Source organism: Pseudomonas sp. GXM4, from assembly GCF_008923895.1.
Classification (GTDB): Bacteria; Pseudomonadota; Gammaproteobacteria; order Pseudomonadales; family Pseudomonadaceae; genus Aquipseudomonas; species Aquipseudomonas atacamensis.
In genome coordinates this window covers 1-16,823 of record NZ_WBRZ01000112.1, presented here as the reverse complement: position 1 = coordinate 16,823, position 16,823 = coordinate 1, and the positions used below count along the sequence as shown (strand labels likewise).

Here is a 16,823-nt window from a genome sequence, read left to right as displayed (position 1 = left end):
GGCCCTACCGCCCGCCCCCCAAATCAACAAACGTCCCGGTCGCATACGAAGCCTTGTCCGACAGCAGCCAGACAATCGCCTCCGCCACTTCATCCGGCCGCCCGCCCCGGGCCATGGGAATCGCCGATTCGAGCTTGCTGACCCGATCCGGGTCGCCGCTCAGCGCATGGAAGTCGGTGTAGATGTAACCCGGACGCACGGCGTTGACGCGAATGCCCTCGCCCGCCACTTCTTTCGACAGACCGATAGTGAAGGTGTCGAGCGCGCCTTTGGATGCGGCGTAATCAACGTACTCGTTCGGCGAACCGAGGCGTGCCGCGACTGAGGAGACGTTGACGATGCTGCCGCCCTGCCCGCCATGTTTGGGCGACATGCGCAGGATCGCGTGCTTGGCGCAGAGGATCGGCGCCAGCACGTTGGTTTTCATGATTTTGAGGATGCGGAATTCGGACATTTCATCGACTCGCGACTTCTGCCCGACGGTGCCGGCGTTGTTGACCAGCGCGGTGACCCGGCCCAGTTCGGTGTCGACGCGCTGAAACATCGCGATCACTTCGTCTTCGATGCTGACATCGGCGCGGACCGCGATGGCCTGCGCGCCCAAGGCGCGAACCTGCTCGAGTACGCTGTGTGCGGCTTGCTCATCCGACTGGTAGTTGATGCAGATCCGGTAGCCCTGTTCGGCTGCCAACAATGCCGTAGCCGCGCCGATTCCGCGCCCGCCACCGGTGATGACAATGACTTTATCCATGCTGGCCTTCCCCCACGTGCACACGTAACAGTCGGGGGAAGAATAACTGCGATTGGCGGGTTTTGCATGTGGCGCCTATTCGGGCGCCTTCGCGAACAAGCTCGCTCCCACAGGGTCTCTCAGACCACCGCCAGCCGTTGCCCACGCACGATGTCCTGCATGAAGCGCTCCGCCGGCATCGGATGGCCGAGCAGATAGCCCTGCAGCGAGTCACAGCCCAGTTTGGTCAGAAAATCCTGTTGCGCGCCGGTCTCGACACCCTCGGCGACAATCCGCAGATCCAGGGCCTGCCCCAGCGCAACAATCGCCGAGACGATCGCCGCATCATCGCTGTCGTGCTCCAGATCACGGACGAAACCACGGTCGATCTTCAGCTCATTGGCCGGCAGGCGCTTGAGGTACATCAGGCTGGAATAACCGGTGCCGAAGTCGTCGATCGACAGGTCGACGCCCATGTCCGACAGCTCTTGCAGGACGGTCATGCTCGCGTCAGCGTCGCTCATCGCTGTGGTTTCAGTGATTTCCAGGGTCAGGCTGTTGGCCGGCAAATGGTGGGTCGCCAGCGCCTTGGCCACGCTTTGCACCAGCCCGGCATGGCAGAACTGCAAAGCCGAGAGGTTCACGGCAATGCGCCAGTCGGTGTAACCGAGCACGTACCATTCGCGCATCTGCCGGCAGGCTTCGTTGAGCACCCATTCACCCATTGGAATGATCAGCCCGGTTTTCTCCGCCAGATCAATGAACTTGTCCGGCATCAACATGCCATGCAGCGGATGCTTCCAGCGCAGCAGCGCTTCGGCACCGACGGGGCGACCGTTGGCGGCGTCGAATTTGGGCTGGTAATGCAGGCAGAACTGGTTGTGCTCGATGGCCGCGCGCAGGTCCTGCAACAGTTGCAGTTGTTTGCGCGCGTTGGTGTTCATCGACGCATCGAAGAAGCTGTAGCCGTTCTTGCCGCCACCCTTGGCGTGGTACATCGCGGCGTCGGCGTTCATCAGCAGTTCCTGGGCGTTGGCGCCGTTGCCCGGATACAGGGCAATGCCGACACTGGCGGAAATCTGCAGATCATGCTCGGCGACGCGGAACGTGCGACCGATCAGGCCGACCTGACGCGCGGCCAGGCTCAAGGCGTCATTGGGCTCGCTCAAGCGCACCAGCAAAACGAATTCATCGCCACCGATCCGCGCCAGCGTGTCCTGGCTGCGCAAGTCTTCACGCAGACGCGCGCCGACCTCGCGCAGCAATTGGTCGCCCATGTGATGGCCGAATGCGTCGTTGACCGGTTTGAAGCCGTCGAGGTCGATGAACATCAAGGCGAAGCAGCCACCCTGCTCTTGCACCTTTTTGATCGCCTGATTGATGCGGTCGTCGAGCAGCATGCGGTTGGGCAGACTGGTCAGCGGATCGTGCAAGGCCAGTTGGGTGAGCTCGCGGTTGGCCACCGTCAGCGAGTGCGCCAGATCAGCCGTGCGCGCTTCGAGGCGGGCATCGAGAATCGAGGTCAACAGGGCAATCGACAACACCGCCAGCGTGGTGACCACGACCAGACTGTCGAGGCCATTGCCCTTCAAGCCATTGAGTGTCGCGCCGCAGAAACTGCCGTCAGGAAACTGCGCCGCCGCCATGCCGGTGTAATGCATGCCAACAATCGCCACACCCATGATCACCGCCGCGCCGGCACGAATCAGCCGCACATAGGGCGATTGCTGGCGCAGGCGAAAGGCAATCCACAACGCCGCTGCCGAGGCGCCGACGGCAATCAGCAGGGAGGCGCTGAACAATGTCGGGTCGTAATCGATGCCCGGGGTCATGCGCAGCGCGGCCATACCGGTGTAATGCATGGCGCTGATGCCCGCCCCCATGATCAACGCACCGAAGGCCAGTTGCGCCAGGGGCAGCTTCGGCTGGCTGACCAGCCACAAGGCGAAACCGCAGGACAGCACCGCGATCAGCAGCGACAGCGCAGTGAGGGCGAAGTCATAGCCCAGGTCGATCGGCAATTTGAAGGCGAGCATGCCTATGAAGTGCATCGACCAGACGCCAACGCCCATCGCCAACGCCCCGCCCGCCGTCCAGAAATGCACGGCCCGGCCTTTCGCCGTGGCGATGCGCCCAGTCAGGTCGAGTGCCGTGTAGGAAGCCAGAATGGCCACGCACAACGAAATGAAAACCAGGGTGAAGGAGTAGCTGCCGATGAGCATGGACGTTCTCGTGACAAGCCGAAACCGTACTGCTTCCATTCTCGGTCGGGCAAATGCGGCGATTGTACTGATTGCGCGAAATAACGCACTGACAAAGTAACCAAAATGCCATCAAGCCGATGAAACGCTTGTTCGATCGTCCTACAAGGCTCTGCGGTGGGCTTTAAGCACAACTTGTGAAAGCGATCTCACGCCGGCCACAAATCCCTGTGGGAGCGAGCCTGCTCGCGAAGGCGTCGGCACAGCCACCATCTCACTCGACTGACCCACCGCTTTCGCGAGCAAGCTCGCTCCCACAGGTTCAGCGGTTGTCGCTGACGTCCAGTTGGCCGTCCCAGCCGCCGCCCAGTGCGGCGATCAGTTGCACGCTGGCAATCAATCGACTCTGCAGAATATTCAGCACACTACGTTCGTTACTCAGCGCCGTGGCCTGCACCACTACCACATCGATATAGGCAATCAGCCCGGCCTTGTACTGGTTTTCCGTCAGGCGCAGGGAATCGCGAGCGGCATCCAGCGCTTCCTGGCGTACCGCCGCTTCGTCTTCATACACCTTGAGCTGGACCAGGTAGTTTTCCACTTCGCGGAAACCGTCGAGCACGGTCTGGCGGTAGCGCGCGACGGTTTCGTCATAGGCCGCCTCGCTGCGGTCGACCTCGGCCGAACGAATGCCACCGTCGAACAGCGGCAAAGAAAGCTGCGGGCCGACCGACCAGAAACGGTTCGGCAGGCTGATCAGGTTTTTCGAGGTACTGCTGCTGTAGCCGCCGCTCAGGCTCAGGGTCAGGTCCGGGTAATACGCGGCTTTCGCCACGCCGATGTTGGCATTGGCGGCAATCACCGAGCGTTCGGCTGAAGCGATGTCAGGACGGCGTTCCAGCAGTTGTGAAGGCAAGCTCAGCGGTACCTGCGGCAGATTCGGGATGCTCTGGCTTTCGGCAATGCTGAAGTTGGCCGGTGCTTCGCCGGTCAGGACGGCAATAGCGTTTTCAAACTGTGCGCGCTGCCAGATCAGGTCGACGAGATCGGCCTGGGTGCTTTTCAACTGGGTTTGCGCCTGCGCCACCGCATCGCGCCCGGAAACCCCGGCGCGGTACTGGTTCTGGGTCATCTTCAGCGAACGCTCATAAGCGGCAACGGTGGCCTCAAGCAAACGCTTCTGCTGATCGATCACGCGCAGTTGCAGGTAGTTCTGCACCAGCTCCGATTGCTGACTCAGACGCATCGCTGCCAGATCGGCAAAACTCGCCTGGGCGTTGGCCTCATCCGCCTCCAGCCCACGGCGCAGCTTGCCCCAGACATCGGCTTCCCAACTGACGCCCAGTTGCGCGGTGTAGGTATCACGAATACCGCTTGAGGAACTGCTCAGGCTCGAACTGCTGCTGCCGGTGCCCTGACTGGAGCGGTTCTTGCCCAGACTCAGGTCGACGCTGGGGTAAAACGCCCCGCGTGCACTGCGCACCAAAGCCTGCGCCTGACGAAACTGCGCTTCAGACTGGGCGACGGTCTGGTTGGAGCTGTTGAGTTTTTCGATCAAGGCGTTGAGCTGTTGGTCGCCGTACAACTCCCACCAGGCGTCACGGGCCAGCGAGTCGCTTGGGTTGGCCTGACGCCAGCCTTCGGCTTCCTTGAACTGAGCGATTTCGGCAGTTTGCGGGCGCTGATAGTCCGGGCCGACCGCGCAAGCGCTGAGCAGCGCCACGCACAGTGACAGGCTCAACAGGCGCGAGCCGCGGACGGTGGCCAATTGGAGAAGCGAACGGTCAGTCATAGCGGAGTTTCCAGAGCGGCATCAGTGCGCACGCCACGCCATTTGTTGAAGCGATGGCGCAGCTTGTCGAGATAAAGGTAAACCACCGGGGTGGTGTAAAGGGTCAGGACCTGGCTGAACACCAGGCCGCCAATGATGGTCAGGCCCAGCGGCTGGCGCATTTCCGCACCCTCGGCACGGCCGAGCAGCAACGGCAAGGCGCCGAGGATCGCGGCCAGCGTGGTCATCAGAATCGGTCGCAGGCGTTGCAGGCAGGCGCTGCGGATCGACTCCAGCGGCGACAGGCCCTGATGACGCTCCAATTGCAGCGCCAGATCGATCATCAGAATGGCGTTCTTTTTCACCACGCCGATCAGCAGGAATATCCCCAGCAGGGAAATCAGGCTGAACTCGCCCCCCAGTGCATAGATCGACAGCAACGCGCCAACCCCGGCCGAGGGCAAGGTCGAAAGAATGGTCAGCGGGTGGATGTAGCTTTCATACAGCACGCCGAGCACCAGATACACGGCCAGCAACGCACCGAGGATCATGAACGGCTGGCTCTTCTGCGTGGCCGCGAAGGCGTCAGCGGTGCCGGCCATTTTCGCGATCACATCCTCCGGCAGGCCGACCTTGGCGATCGCCCGTTCAATGGCGGCACTGCCCTGCTCTACGGTCACGCCTTCGGCCATGTCAAAGGAAATGCTTTCGGACGCGAACTGGCCTTCATGACTGACCCGGTCGTTTTCCAGGCTGTTTTCGTAATGGGCGAATGTCGACAGCGGCACCCTCGCACCGTCAGCGGTAATCACCTCGACCTGCTTGAGCGTCACCGGATCCTGGGCGTATTTCGGATTGACCTCCATCACCACCTGATACTGGTTGAGGCTGTCGTAGATCGTCGAAATCTGCCGCTGGCTATAGGCGTTGTTAAGCACGGCGGTGACCATGTTCATGTCGACCCCCAGGCGTTTCGCCTGATCACGATCGACAATCAGCGTCACCTGCTGCGCCCCGGCACCTTCGCGGGCATCGATGGCGGTCAGCTCGGGCAAGGCACGCAACGCGGTGACCACTTTCGGGAACCACTTGCGCAGCTCGGCGAGGTCGCCGCTTTGCAGGATGTAGGTGTATTGCGAACTGGTCTGCTCGCGGCCGCCACCAAACTGCAGATCCTGGTCGGCCATCAGCATCAACTGCGCCCCTGGCACCTTGGGCATTTCCTTGCGCAGGCGTTCTATGACCTTCTGCGCTGAAAGCTGGCGCTCCTTGATCGGTTTCAGGCGCACGATCATGAAGGCATTGTTGGTGCCGTTGTTGCCGCCAATGAACCCGGCCACGCTTTCCACCGCTTCATCCTTGAGCACGGCGCGGCGGAAGGTTTCCATTTTCGGCTGCATGACGTTGAAGGACAGACCGTCGTCGCCACGCACGAAACCGATCAACTGGCCGGTGTCCTGCTGCGGCAGGAAGGTTTTCGGCACCACCACATACAGCGCAATGTTGACACCAACGGTGAGCAGCAGACTGAACAAGGTAAGACGGCGATGACGCAATACCCAGTCGAGGCTGGTGGCGTATTTGCCGACCATCCAGTCGTTGGTCTTGTGGCTCCAGCGTTGCAAGCGGTTTTCCTGGCCCGGGGTGTGCGGCTTGAGCCAGCGCGCGCAGAGCATCGGTGTCAGCGTCAGGGAAACCACCAGCGACACCACGATTGCCGCCGCCAGGGTGATGGAAAATTCGCGGAACAGGCTTTCGACCAACCCGCCCATGAACAGGATCGACAGGAACACCGCCACCAGCGAGACGTTCATCGACAGCAGGGTAAAGCCGACCTCCTTGGCCCCGAGGTACGCAGCCTGCATCGGCTTGACGCCTTCGTCGATGTGCCGGGAAATGTTTTCCAGCACCACGATGGCGTCGTCCACCACCAGACCTGTGGCGAGAATCAGCGCCATCAGCGACAGGTTGTTCAGCGAGAACCCGTACAGGTACATCACCGCGAAAGTACCGACCAGTGACACCGGCACCGCCAGGGTCGGGATCAGCGAGGCGCGGAAGTTACCGAGAAACAGGTACACCACCAGCACCACCAGGGCGACGGCGATCAGCAAGGTCATCTCGGCTTCGTGCAGCGTGGCCTTGATCACCGGCGAGCGATCCATGGCCAGATTGAGTTTGACGCTGGCCGGCAGCACCGCTTGCAGCGCGGGCAACTGCGCCTTGATCTCGTTGACCGTCTCGATGATGTTGGCGCCGGCCTGACGGTTGATCACCAGCAATACCGCCGCGTCGTCGTTGAAGAAACCGCTGTTGTAACGGTCTTCGACGCCATCGCTGACTTTCGCCACATCCTTGAGACGCAATGCGGCGCCGTCGGCGTAGTGAATGATCAGCGACTCATAATCCTTGGCTTTCTCCAACTGGTCGTTGGCCTGGATCTGCCACAAGCGCTCGCCGTCCTCGACCGAACCCTTGGGCCGCCGTACGTTAGCGTCGGCAATGGTCTTGCGCACATCGTCGAGGGCCACGCCGTACTGGTTCAGCGCCTGCGGCTCGAGTTCGATGCGCACCGCCGGCAGCGAACTGCCACCGATCTGCACTTCACCAACGCCCTGCACTTGCGACAGGCTTTGCGAGAGGATGGTCGAGGCCAGATCGTAGAGCTGGCCTTTTTCCAGCACATCCGAAGTCAGCGACAGCACCATGATCGGCGCCTGCGACGGGTTGACCTTTTTATAGGTCGGCATGCTGCGCATCCCGCTCGGCAGCAGATTGCGCGAGGCGTTGATCGCCGCCTGCACTTCCCGCGCCGCGCCGTTGATGTCGCGGTCGAGGTCAAATTGCAGAATCACCCGCGTCGAACCCTGACTGGAGCGGCTGCTCATGGTGTTGACGCCGGCAATCGCACCGAACGAACGCTCCAGCGGCGTGGCCACCGTTGAAGCCATAACCTCGGGACTAGCGCCCGGCAGACTGGCCTGAACCACGATCACCGGGAAATCCATCTGCGGCAGCGGCGATACCGGCAACAGACCGAAGCTGACCCCGCCGAGCAACATGATGGCCAGCGAGAGCAGCATGGTTGCCACGGGGCGTTTGATGAAAGGTCCGGAGAGGTTCATAGCGTCGAGCTCCAAGCTGCAAGCTGCGAGCTACAAGCTGTTCCTGCGCGCGCAGGCTGCTGTTTTCTTGCAGCTTGAAGCTTGCAGCTTGAAGCTGCTTTCACCACGCCGCTCACACCACCTCTCCCGCGACAGGCTTGGTCCAACGCCGCCCCAACCGATCAAAAGCCAGGTAAATCACCGGCGTGGTGAACAGCGTCAACACCTGGCTCACCAGCAAACCGCCGACCATCACCAGACCCAACGGCTGACGCAGTTCCGCGCCAGACCCCGTGGCCAGCATCAGCGGCACCGCGCCGAACAACGCCGCCAGCGTGGTCATCAGAATCGGCCGGAAGCGCAGCAACGCCGCTTGATAGATCGCCTCCGCCGGGGCCATGCCCTGGGTGCGTTCAGCGTCGAGGGCGAAGTCGATCATCATGATCGCGTTCTTCTTGACGATACCGATCAGCAGGATGATGCCGATGATCGCGATCATGCCCAAATCGTTGCCACTGAGCAGCAACGCCAGCAAGGCGCCGACCGCTGCCGACGGCAAGGTCGAAAGAATGGTGATCGGGTGGATGTAGCTCTCGTAGAGCACGCCAAGGACGATGTACATGGTCACCACCGCCGCCAGAATCAGCAGCAAGGTACTCGACAGCGAAGCCTGGAACGCTTGCGCCGCGCCCTGGAACTGAGTCTGCACGCCGACCGGCATGCCGATGTCCTGCTGCACCTGCTCGATGATGTCCACGGCATGCCCCAACGCCACGCCCGGCGCGAGGTTGAACGACATCATCACCGCCGGGAACTGTCCGATGTGGGTGATCGCCAATTGCGCCTGACGCTCTTCAACATGCGCCAGACTCGACAGGCGTACCTGCGCACCGTCGGTGGTCTTGACGTGAATCTGATCCAGCGCCTGCGGGCCGATCTTCTCCCCGGCCTGGGCTTGCAGCACCACGCGGTACTGGCTGGCCTGGGTGTAAATGGTCGAAATCTGCCGCTGGCCGAACGCGTCGTACAGCGCATCGGTGATATTCGCCACCGACACGCCAAGGCGCGATGCGGCGTCGCGGTCGATCACCAGATAGACCTGCAAGCCTTTGTCCTGCAGATCACTGGCCACGTCGGTCAACTCCGGACGCTGCGCCAGGGCTTCGACCAGACGCCCGCTCCACTGGCTGAGCAATTCGGAGTCCGGCGAAGACATGCTGAACTGATACTGCGTGCGGCTGACCCGATCCTCGATGGTCAGGTCCTGCACCGGCTGCATGAACAGCCGGATGCCGACCAGTTTGTCCAGTTGCGGTTGCAGGCGCGCGATCACTTCGCTGGCCGTCAGATCGCGCTCGCCGTGGGGCTTGAGGTTGATCAGCAAGCGGCCGCTGTTGAGCGTGGCGTTGTCGCCGTCGACGCCAATGTAGGACGACAGGCTCTGCACCGCCGGATCTTCGAGAATGATCTTCGCCAGTTGCTGCTGCCGCTCGCCCATCGCCGCGAAGGAGATCGACTGCGGCGCTTCGGAAATGCCCTGAATCACGCCGGTGTCCTGCACCGGAAAGAAACCCTTCGGCACGATCACGTACAGGAACACGGTCAACGCCAGTGTGCCGATGGCGACCAGCAAGGTCAGCGGCTGATGCTTGAGCACCCAGCGCAGCATCCGCCCGTATTCCTTGATCATCCAGTCGATGAACGCACCGCTGGCGCGGTAGAAACGGCCTTGCTCGTGCTCCTGCGGTTCACGCTTGAGCAGGCGCGCGCACATCATCGGCGTCAGGGTCAGCGACACCACCAGGGAAATCAGGATCGCCACCGCCAGGGTGATGGCGAATTCGCGGAACAGGCGCCCCACCACGTCGGCCATGAACAGCAGCGGAATCAGGACGGCGATCAGCGACAGGGTCAGGGAAATCAGGGTGAAGCCGATCTGTTTCGCGCCCTTGAGCGCGGCCTGCATCGGGCTGTCACCCTCTTCGATGAAGCGCGAAATGTTCTCGAGCATGACGATGGCATCGTCGACCACGAAGCCGGTGGCAATGGTCAGCGCCATCAACGTCAGGTTGTTCACCGAGAAACCGGCGAGGTACATCACGCCAAAGGTGCCGATCAGCGACAGCGGCACGGCAACCGAGGGAATGATCGTCGCACTGGCGCGGCGCAGAAACAGGAACGTGACCATGACCACCAGCGCGATGGCGATCAGCAGTTCGTGTTGCACGTCGGTGACCGAGGCACGGATGGTCTGGGTGCGATCCGTCAGCACCGTGACGTCGAGGCCGGCCGGCAGGTTGTCGGTGATGCTCGGCAGCAAGGCCTTGATGCGGTCGACCACTTCGATAACGTTGGCGCCCGGCTGACGCTGGATGTTCAGCAGCACCGCCTGATTCTGGTTGGCCCACGCGGCCAGACGCTCGTTCTCGGCGCCATCGACGATTTCCGCGACGTCCTTGAGCCGCAACGGCGCGCCGTTCTTGTAGGTCAGGATCAGATTCGCGTAGTCCTCGGGCGAGGTCAGTTGGTCGTTGGCATCGAGCATCGACACCCGGGTCGGGCCATCGAAGTTGCCTTTCGGCTGGTTGACGTTGGAGGCGCCAATCAGCGTGCGCACGTCCGACAGGTTAAGGCTGTTGGCCGCGAGCGCTTCGGGGTTGACCTTGATCCTCACGGCCTGACGCTGGCCACCAGCGATGCTGACCATGCCGACACCGCTGATCTGGGCGATCTTCTGCGCCATGCGCGTATCGACCAAGTCATTGAGCTTGGGCAGCAGCATGGTTTTCGAAGTGATGGCCAGGGTCAGCACCGGGGTGTCCGCCGGGTTGACCTTGTTGTACACCGGCGGCGCCGGCAGGTCGGTGGGCAGCAGGTTGGTCGCGGCGTTGATCGCGGCCTGCACCTGCTGTTCGGCGACGTCCATGTTGATGTCGAGGCTGAAACGCAGGGTCAGCACCGAAGCGCCGCCGGAGCTGGTCGAGGCCATTTGCGTCAGGCCCGGCATCTGCCCGAACTGGCGTTCAAGCGGCGCGGTGACGGCGCTGGTCATCACGTCCGGACTGGCGCCGGGGTACAGGGTCATGACGCGGATGGTCGGGTAATCGACCTGCGGCAAGGCCGAAACCGGCAGCAGGCGATAAGCGATCAGGCCGGCCAGGACAATGGCCAGCATGCTCAGGGTGGTGGCTACCGGACGGAGGATGAACAGCCGCGAAATGTTCATGCGCCCTTCTTGGCCTTATCGGCTGTGGTCGCATCGGGATTGGCGGCAGATTTGCCTTGCAGGTGTTCGGTCGGCGAGGTCGGCACTTCGCTGCTGTCATTGACCACTTCGACTTCGCTGCCCTCCTTCAGGCGATCGGTGCCTTCGAGCACCACGCGATCACCCGCGGCGAGGCCTTCGGTGACCACGGTGTTGTCACCGTCGCTGGCACCGATTTTCAGTTGGCGAATGGTGACTTTCTTGTCGCCGTCCAGCGCATAGACAAAGGTGCCATTGGTGCCGAACTGGATCGCAGCCGACGGCGCCAGCACTACACCTTTGAGCGTGTCGGCCAGCAAGTGAACGTTGACAAACTGGTTGGGGAACAGCGACTGGTCGCGGTTATCGTAACGGGCCTTGAATTTCAGAGTGCCGGTAGCGACGTCGATCTGGTTGTCGAGGCTTTGCAGCACGCCAGTGGCTTGCAGCTTGGTGTCGCCGCGATCCCACGCTTCGGCAGGCAACTTGGCGCCGCTGCGGTAACGAGCCAGCACGGTGTCGAGGCTGTTCTCCGGCAAGGTGAAGGCCACGCTGATCGGTTGTGTCTGGGTGATCACCGCGAGGAACGTGGTGTCGTTGGCGGCGACGAGGTTGCCGACGTCGACCTGACGCAGACCGACGCGACCGGCAATCGGCGCGCGAATCTTGGTGAATTCGAGATTGAGCTTGGCATCGTTGACCGCCGCCTGATTGGTCTTGACCGTGCCCAAGTATTGGCCGACCAGCGCTTCGGCGGTGTCGAGGGTCTGTTTGGCGATGCTGTCTTCTTTATACAGCCCACGATAACGCTCGACGTCGACCTGGGCGTTTTTCAGTTGCGCCTGATTCTGCAGCAGCGTGCCTTCGGCCTGGAGCAAAGCATTCTGGTAAGGACGCGGATCGATCTCGGCCAACAGGTCGCCCGCCTTGACCATCTGCCCTTCTTCGAAATGAATCTTTACCAGTTCGCCGCCCACGCGGCTGCGCACGTTGATGGTATTGAGCGCGGTGACCGTGCCCAGTGCCTTGTAATACAGCGGGAAGTCGCCCTTCACCGCCGGCGCCACACGCACCGGAATCGGCCCGGTACCGCCGCCGAAGCCCGGCCGCATCATTCCCGAGCGCCCGGTATGCCCAGCGGCCGCTTTGTCGCCGCCCGCCTTGTTAGCAGAGCCGGCGGGCCAGAATTTCCAGCACAGGACAGCGATGACCAACAGGACCAGCAGGCTGATCAGCCAGCGACGGGATTTGCGGGGGGACGATTGCATGGAGTTATTGACCATTGGGCGCGTGGGCTTCTATTACGGGAGGCTGAACGATAAGCACTGAGTGGATTTAAGCAAAGCAGCTTTACCGGCAATTTACCTTCCACTTACGTTTCAAGGTGTGAGGCAAAACCCTGATACACAAATGAAAACGGCCTGGACAGGGCCAGGCCGTTAACAATTGTAAAAGCCTTACTTGAGAACGGACAGTGCCGCTTCGTAGTTAGGCTCCTCAGCGATTTCCTTGACCAGTTCGCTGTGCAGGACGGTGTCGTTTTCGTCCAGCACCACAACAGCGCGCGCGGTCAGGCCTTTCAGCGGGCCGTCAGCAATGGCCACGCCATAGTTTTCAATGAACTCGCTGCCGCGCAGGGTCGACAGGTTCTGTACGTTTTCCAGGCCTTCAGCGCCGCAGAAGCGCGCCTGGGCGAATGGCAGGTCAGCGGAGATGCACAGCACCACGGTGTTGCTGATGTCGTTGGCCTGGGCGTTGAACTTGCGCACGGAGGTGGCGCAGGTCGGGGTGTCGACGCTTGGGAAGATGTTGAGGACTTTGCGCTTGCCGGCGAAGTCTTTCAGGGTGACGTCGGACAGATTGCCGGCTACCAGGGAAAAGGCTGGCGCCTTGGAACCGGCTTGTGGCAACTGGCCGTTGACTTGAACCGGATTGCCTTTGAGGGTGACTTGAGCCATGACTTGAGTCCTTCTGTTTTTTGATTGGAAAGCATGCAAGAGGCGGAAGTTAACCACGAAATCGGCTGACGACCTATGCCCTGTTTGAAATTGTTGGGTGCTGAGCGGTGACATTGTATACAACCCACCGCAGCTTCCCTGTAGGGGGTGAGCCCGCTAGCAAAAGCGTTGTGTCAGGCAGCACATTCGAAACTGATACAGCGAAATGCGAGCAGGCTCACTCCCATACTGAATACGAGTCCAGTGTGGCAGCGAGCCTGCTCGCGAAAAGGCAACCGGCCTTACTGCATCATTTGGCTTCAGATTTGAGTTTCAGATACGACTGATGCAGATCGCTTGCCCAGCCATCGATCACCGCTTTCATGTCGTCGGCTTTCATCACCTGGGAAGAGTTTTCCAGCGGTTTGCCGGTACCTTTGCGCACTACCTGCGCGATGACATGATTGGTCGCGCCGTCCATGAATACCGCTTCGGTGGCCAGCGTGGTTTCCTGGTCGCGGATGCCAGAGGCCGTACTTACCGCTGCGGCGACCAGTGCGATCGGGATCACTTCATAGACTTGCAGGCCTTCGGTCTTGCTGCTGACTGCGGTAATCGCCGGACGCACCACAATTACGCCCGGCCCGGGACCTGCGGCCAACGGCAGCGATTTGCCGAGTTCGCGCTTGAGCGCCTGATCGTAATAGCTGGTGATGCCATTGAGAGTCTGCTGGGGGATTTTCTCGGTGGCTTGCGGCTTCGGGTAGAGCTGGCTTGGCTCTACGTAAACGCTGGTGAATTTATTGATGTCGAGTTTCGGGTCCATCCAGCGCATCACCTCGGCACCAGAGGGTGACTTGGCCTCCTTCAACTGGCTGTAATCCTTGAGAAAGCCGGAATACTGGTCAGGCTCGACGGTTTTGCTGGAACAACCCACCACGCCAAGGGTGGCAATGCACAGCGTGCCCATCACGACGGCTAGCTTCATGCTGTAATTCCTTTGAGAAGGCCAAGACATTTTGCATAGGGGAGATACAGGTATAGCCAAAACCCCGGCAAATGCGATGGCCAATTGCAAAGTTCACATCCGACAGCGCGTGTGCCTCGCCAACCGGTATTACCAGGACGATGTCTCGCCACTGCGCAACGCCATCTCTCGCCGGCTATTGGCGCGCATCGCCTTGATCAGTGATACCGTTCCCACCAGCAGAATCGCCGCACCAAACAAGAAGTCGATGTTGTATAGCTGGAAATCTTCCACCGGCCCGATCAGCAATGTACGCACCACCGCAATTCCCACCAGCGTCGCGAGAAAGTCGATCCCCGGTTCATCGCGGTAGAACACCAGCATCAGCGGCAGGCACAGCACCAGCAGAAGCAACAGCACCACCACCTTGAACGAGCCTTTGCGCTCGACGCTGAACGCGCACTCATGCGCGCCGTAAGGCTTGTAGTCCTCATCGCGAATCATCGAGTTTTTCTCGTTGATGTAGTCGGCGCGGTTGTACTTCTGGATCGGCGTGAAGGTGTTGGACATCTCCATCAGCGTGGTGATGTTCTTGAAGCGCAAGTCGATGCGCTCGCTGCCCTTGAGGTAATACAGCACCGGTTTGTAGCCGTAGCGATAGGTATCGAAGGGGAACGCGGCAGTCTGAGCGTGCACGCCGATTGCGCGAGGCTCAAGTTCGGCGAAGGCGCTTTTATTGGTCGACGAGAGGTTGCGGCTCAGCGGCTGCACCTTGACCTGCTCGAGGAAGATCGGCGTCACGCCGAAAGACCACTGCAACGGTTCCAGACGCAGGCGCAGTTCGTTGCGGCCCAGGTCGTAGCGGTTGAAGGTGCGTTCGGAAACCACCAGCGAACCGCCGACCATGAACTCGCCGCGCAGGTTGTTGGTGACGCGCAAGGTCAGTTGATCCTTGCCCAGCAACGCCGCTTCCGTGGTCGGTGGCGTGCCGCACCATGCGGTGCTTTCGCCGACGCCGCCGAGCTGGCCGTCGCGGTTTTCCTTGAATACATAAAAGTAACTGGCCCACAGCGTCAGCAGCAAAAGCGACGCCGTGAGACCGAGGATTTTTTTGCCCGGACTCACTGATAAGACTCCCTTCTTCGGTTCCATCGTCCAGCCGAAAACCCGCTGGCGACGGCGACTCTACCAAAAGGCCATCAGTGACCCAAGGGAAAATGCCGGATTGGCACCGGACCTAAGGGTTTCCCCGGTACTCGCCTCACCCCCCCAAGGAGCGAGCCTGCTCGCGATAGCGGTGTTTGATCGTTCCCACGCTCTGCGTGGGAATGCAGCCCGGGACGCTCTGCGTCCCAATCTAGGTGCGATCGCGAGGAATCAGGCTCTGCAGTTGCTGCGCCAGAAAATCCGCATCAAACGCAAACGTATCCGGATCCTTCAAGCCATTGGTCTTGCGCCACTGCCACGCACCATCCGCCAGGCCAACCAGGGAAATACTCCCGTACCGCGCCGCCGTCAGCCCCATCACTGCCAGGGAAATCTGCCCGCCGCTGCCCATCACATCCGGCACAAACTCCACCGGTTTGCCGGCAATCACAATGCTCAACTTCTCAGTCTTGAACGTCGAGGTCTCCACCGGCACGCTCGGGCCGGACGCGACATACGCCTCGCGACTCACCTCCAGCAGATTCGGCGCCTTGACCGGTTCAAGCCATTGCTCGATCTGGTCGAACAGCGCGCCAATCCGAGCCGCCCAAGCGGCCGATTGGGTGGTGAACAGTTGCTTCTTGTGCGCTTCGCTTTCGGCATAGTGGCGAAGCATCTCGCCCAGTTGCTGTACGTCGTTCATTGCGGTGTTCCTCGGAAAGGACCTGCGAAGGGTGATAGTGGCAGATCCCCGGCGCGGCGTACGTTTAGTTCTTGCAGATGCACAGTTGCGCGAAAGATCGGCGGTACAGTCAGTCGGTACTGGCGTCGAGTCTCGAACAGAAGGTAACTTCGGGCAGACCTGAATGCTCGACACTGACATTTGCTTGAGGAAATCCAATGCGCACCATCGGCCTTATCGGCGGCATGAGCTGGGAGTCCAGCGCCGAATACTATCGCCTGATCAACCAACAGGTCCGCGAGCGCCTCGGCCCTTTGCGTTCGGCGCAGTTGCTGATGTTCAGCGTCGACTTCGGCCCGGTCGAACAGGCCCAGCACGCCGGGCGCTGGGACGATGCAGCGGCGATTCTGGTGGATGCCGCACGCAGGCTTGAAGCTGGCGGCGCCGATTGCGTGGTGCTGTGTACCAACACCATGCACAAGGTCGCCGAGCAGATTCAGGCCGCGATCAGCATTCCGTTCCTGCACATCGCCGAACCCGCCGCCCAAGCTGCATTGGAAATCGACGCGCGCACGGTCGGGTTGCTCGGCACCGCGTTCACCATGGAGCAGGACTTCCTCAAGCAGCGTCTGATCGCCCAAGGCCTGACCGTACTGGTGCCGGATGATGCCGAGCGCAAAGAGGTGCACCGGATCATCTACGACGAACTCTGCGTGGGCGTGATCAGCGAACAATCGCGAGAAATCTACCAAGGCGTCATCGAATCCCTGACCGCCCGTGGCGCCCAGGCGATCATCCTCGGCTGCACCGAAATCGGCCTGCTGATCAAACCCGAACACAGCGCCCTGCCCCTGCTTGACACCACCGAGCTGCATGCACAGTCGGCGGTGGCGTTCGCACTGGGCGACTGATTCAGGGTTTCGGGCTATTGCGTAGACGGGCCATGCTCAACGTATCGACCCACTGCCCGTCGCGCATTGAAGCGTCGACTGGCAGATTGCATTCGCGAGCAGGCTCGCTCCCACATTTTAATCCGGCCCT

11 protein-coding genes are annotated in these 16,823 nt (G+C 61.1%); 1 reads left to right on the top strand and 10 read right to left on the bottom strand.

Translation table 11 applies throughout. The features are described 5' to 3' along the window. Positions 1–4: 4 nt before the first annotated feature. The 10 genes from F8N49_RS15395 to F8N49_RS15340 all read right to left on the bottom strand — a co-directional run bounded on the left by F8N49_RS15395 (position 5) and on the right by F8N49_RS15340 (position 15,803). Complete coding sequence (locus F8N49_RS15395) at positions 5–751, bottom strand: SDR family oxidoreductase (RefSeq protein WP_071172352.1); 747 nt, start codon at positions 749–751, stop codon at positions 5–7. 119 nt (positions 752–870) lie between these two features. After that, complete coding sequence (locus F8N49_RS15390; RefSeq protein WP_130929875.1) at positions 871–2,952, bottom strand: bifunctional diguanylate cyclase/phosphodiesterase; 2,082 nt, start codon at positions 2,950–2,952, stop codon at positions 871–873. A gap of 301 nt (positions 2,953–3,253) precedes the next feature. Then, positions 3,254–4,723, bottom strand: a complete 1,470-nt coding sequence (locus F8N49_RS15380; protein ID WP_151551853.1) for an efflux transporter outer membrane subunit — start codon at positions 4,721–4,723, stop codon at positions 3,254–3,256. Beyond that, complete coding sequence (locus tag F8N49_RS15375) at positions 4,720–7,827, bottom strand: efflux RND transporter permease subunit (RefSeq protein ID WP_071172349.1); 3,108 nt, start codon at positions 7,825–7,827, stop codon at positions 4,720–4,722. The genes F8N49_RS15380 and F8N49_RS15375 overlap by 4 nt, the downstream gene beginning before the upstream one ends. Before the next feature lie 112 nt (positions 7,828–7,939). Continuing rightward, on the bottom strand, positions 7,940–11,032 hold the full coding sequence (locus F8N49_RS15370; RefSeq protein ID WP_041481000.1) for an MdtB/MuxB family multidrug efflux RND transporter permease subunit: 3,093 nt from the start codon (positions 11,030–11,032) through the stop codon (positions 7,940–7,942). Continuing rightward, positions 11,029–12,333 carry an MdtA/MuxA family multidrug efflux RND transporter periplasmic adaptor subunit gene (locus F8N49_RS15365; protein ID WP_151551852.1) on the bottom strand — a complete coding sequence of 435 codons (1,305 nt, stop codon included), beginning with the start codon at positions 12,331–12,333 and terminating at the stop codon, positions 11,029–11,031. Before F8N49_RS15365 ends, F8N49_RS15370 begins: the two co-directional genes overlap by 4 nt. A gap of 174 nt (positions 12,334–12,507) precedes the next feature. Further along, the gene (gene tpx / locus F8N49_RS15360; RefSeq protein WP_016774621.1) at positions 12,508–13,008 is read right to left on the bottom strand and encodes a thiol peroxidase; all 501 of its coding nucleotides are present in this window, start codon (positions 13,006–13,008) and stop codon (positions 12,508–12,510) included. Between the two features lie 289 nt (positions 13,009–13,297). Beyond that, positions 13,298–13,975 carry a DUF3313 domain-containing protein gene (locus F8N49_RS15355; protein ID WP_071172345.1) on the bottom strand — a complete coding sequence of 226 codons (678 nt, stop codon included), beginning with the start codon at positions 13,973–13,975 and terminating at the stop codon, positions 13,298–13,300. Between the two features lie 129 nt (positions 13,976–14,104). Beyond that, positions 14,105–15,079, bottom strand: coding sequence for a hypothetical protein (locus tag F8N49_RS15350; RefSeq protein WP_130929871.1), 975 nt, complete (start codon positions 15,077–15,079; stop codon positions 14,105–14,107). A 232-nt stretch (positions 15,080–15,311) separates the two neighbouring features. Next, positions 15,312–15,803, bottom strand: a complete 492-nt coding sequence (locus F8N49_RS15340) for a hypothetical protein (RefSeq protein ID WP_073474603.1) — start codon at positions 15,801–15,803, stop codon at positions 15,312–15,314. A gap of 197 nt (positions 15,804–16,000) precedes the next feature. Here F8N49_RS15340 and F8N49_RS15335 point away from each other — a divergent pair, with 197 nt between their 5' ends. Next, on the top strand, positions 16,001–16,693 hold the full coding sequence (locus F8N49_RS15335; protein ID WP_151551851.1) for an aspartate/glutamate racemase family protein: 693 nt from the start codon (positions 16,001–16,003) through the stop codon (positions 16,691–16,693). Positions 16,694–16,823 lie beyond the last annotated feature (130 nt).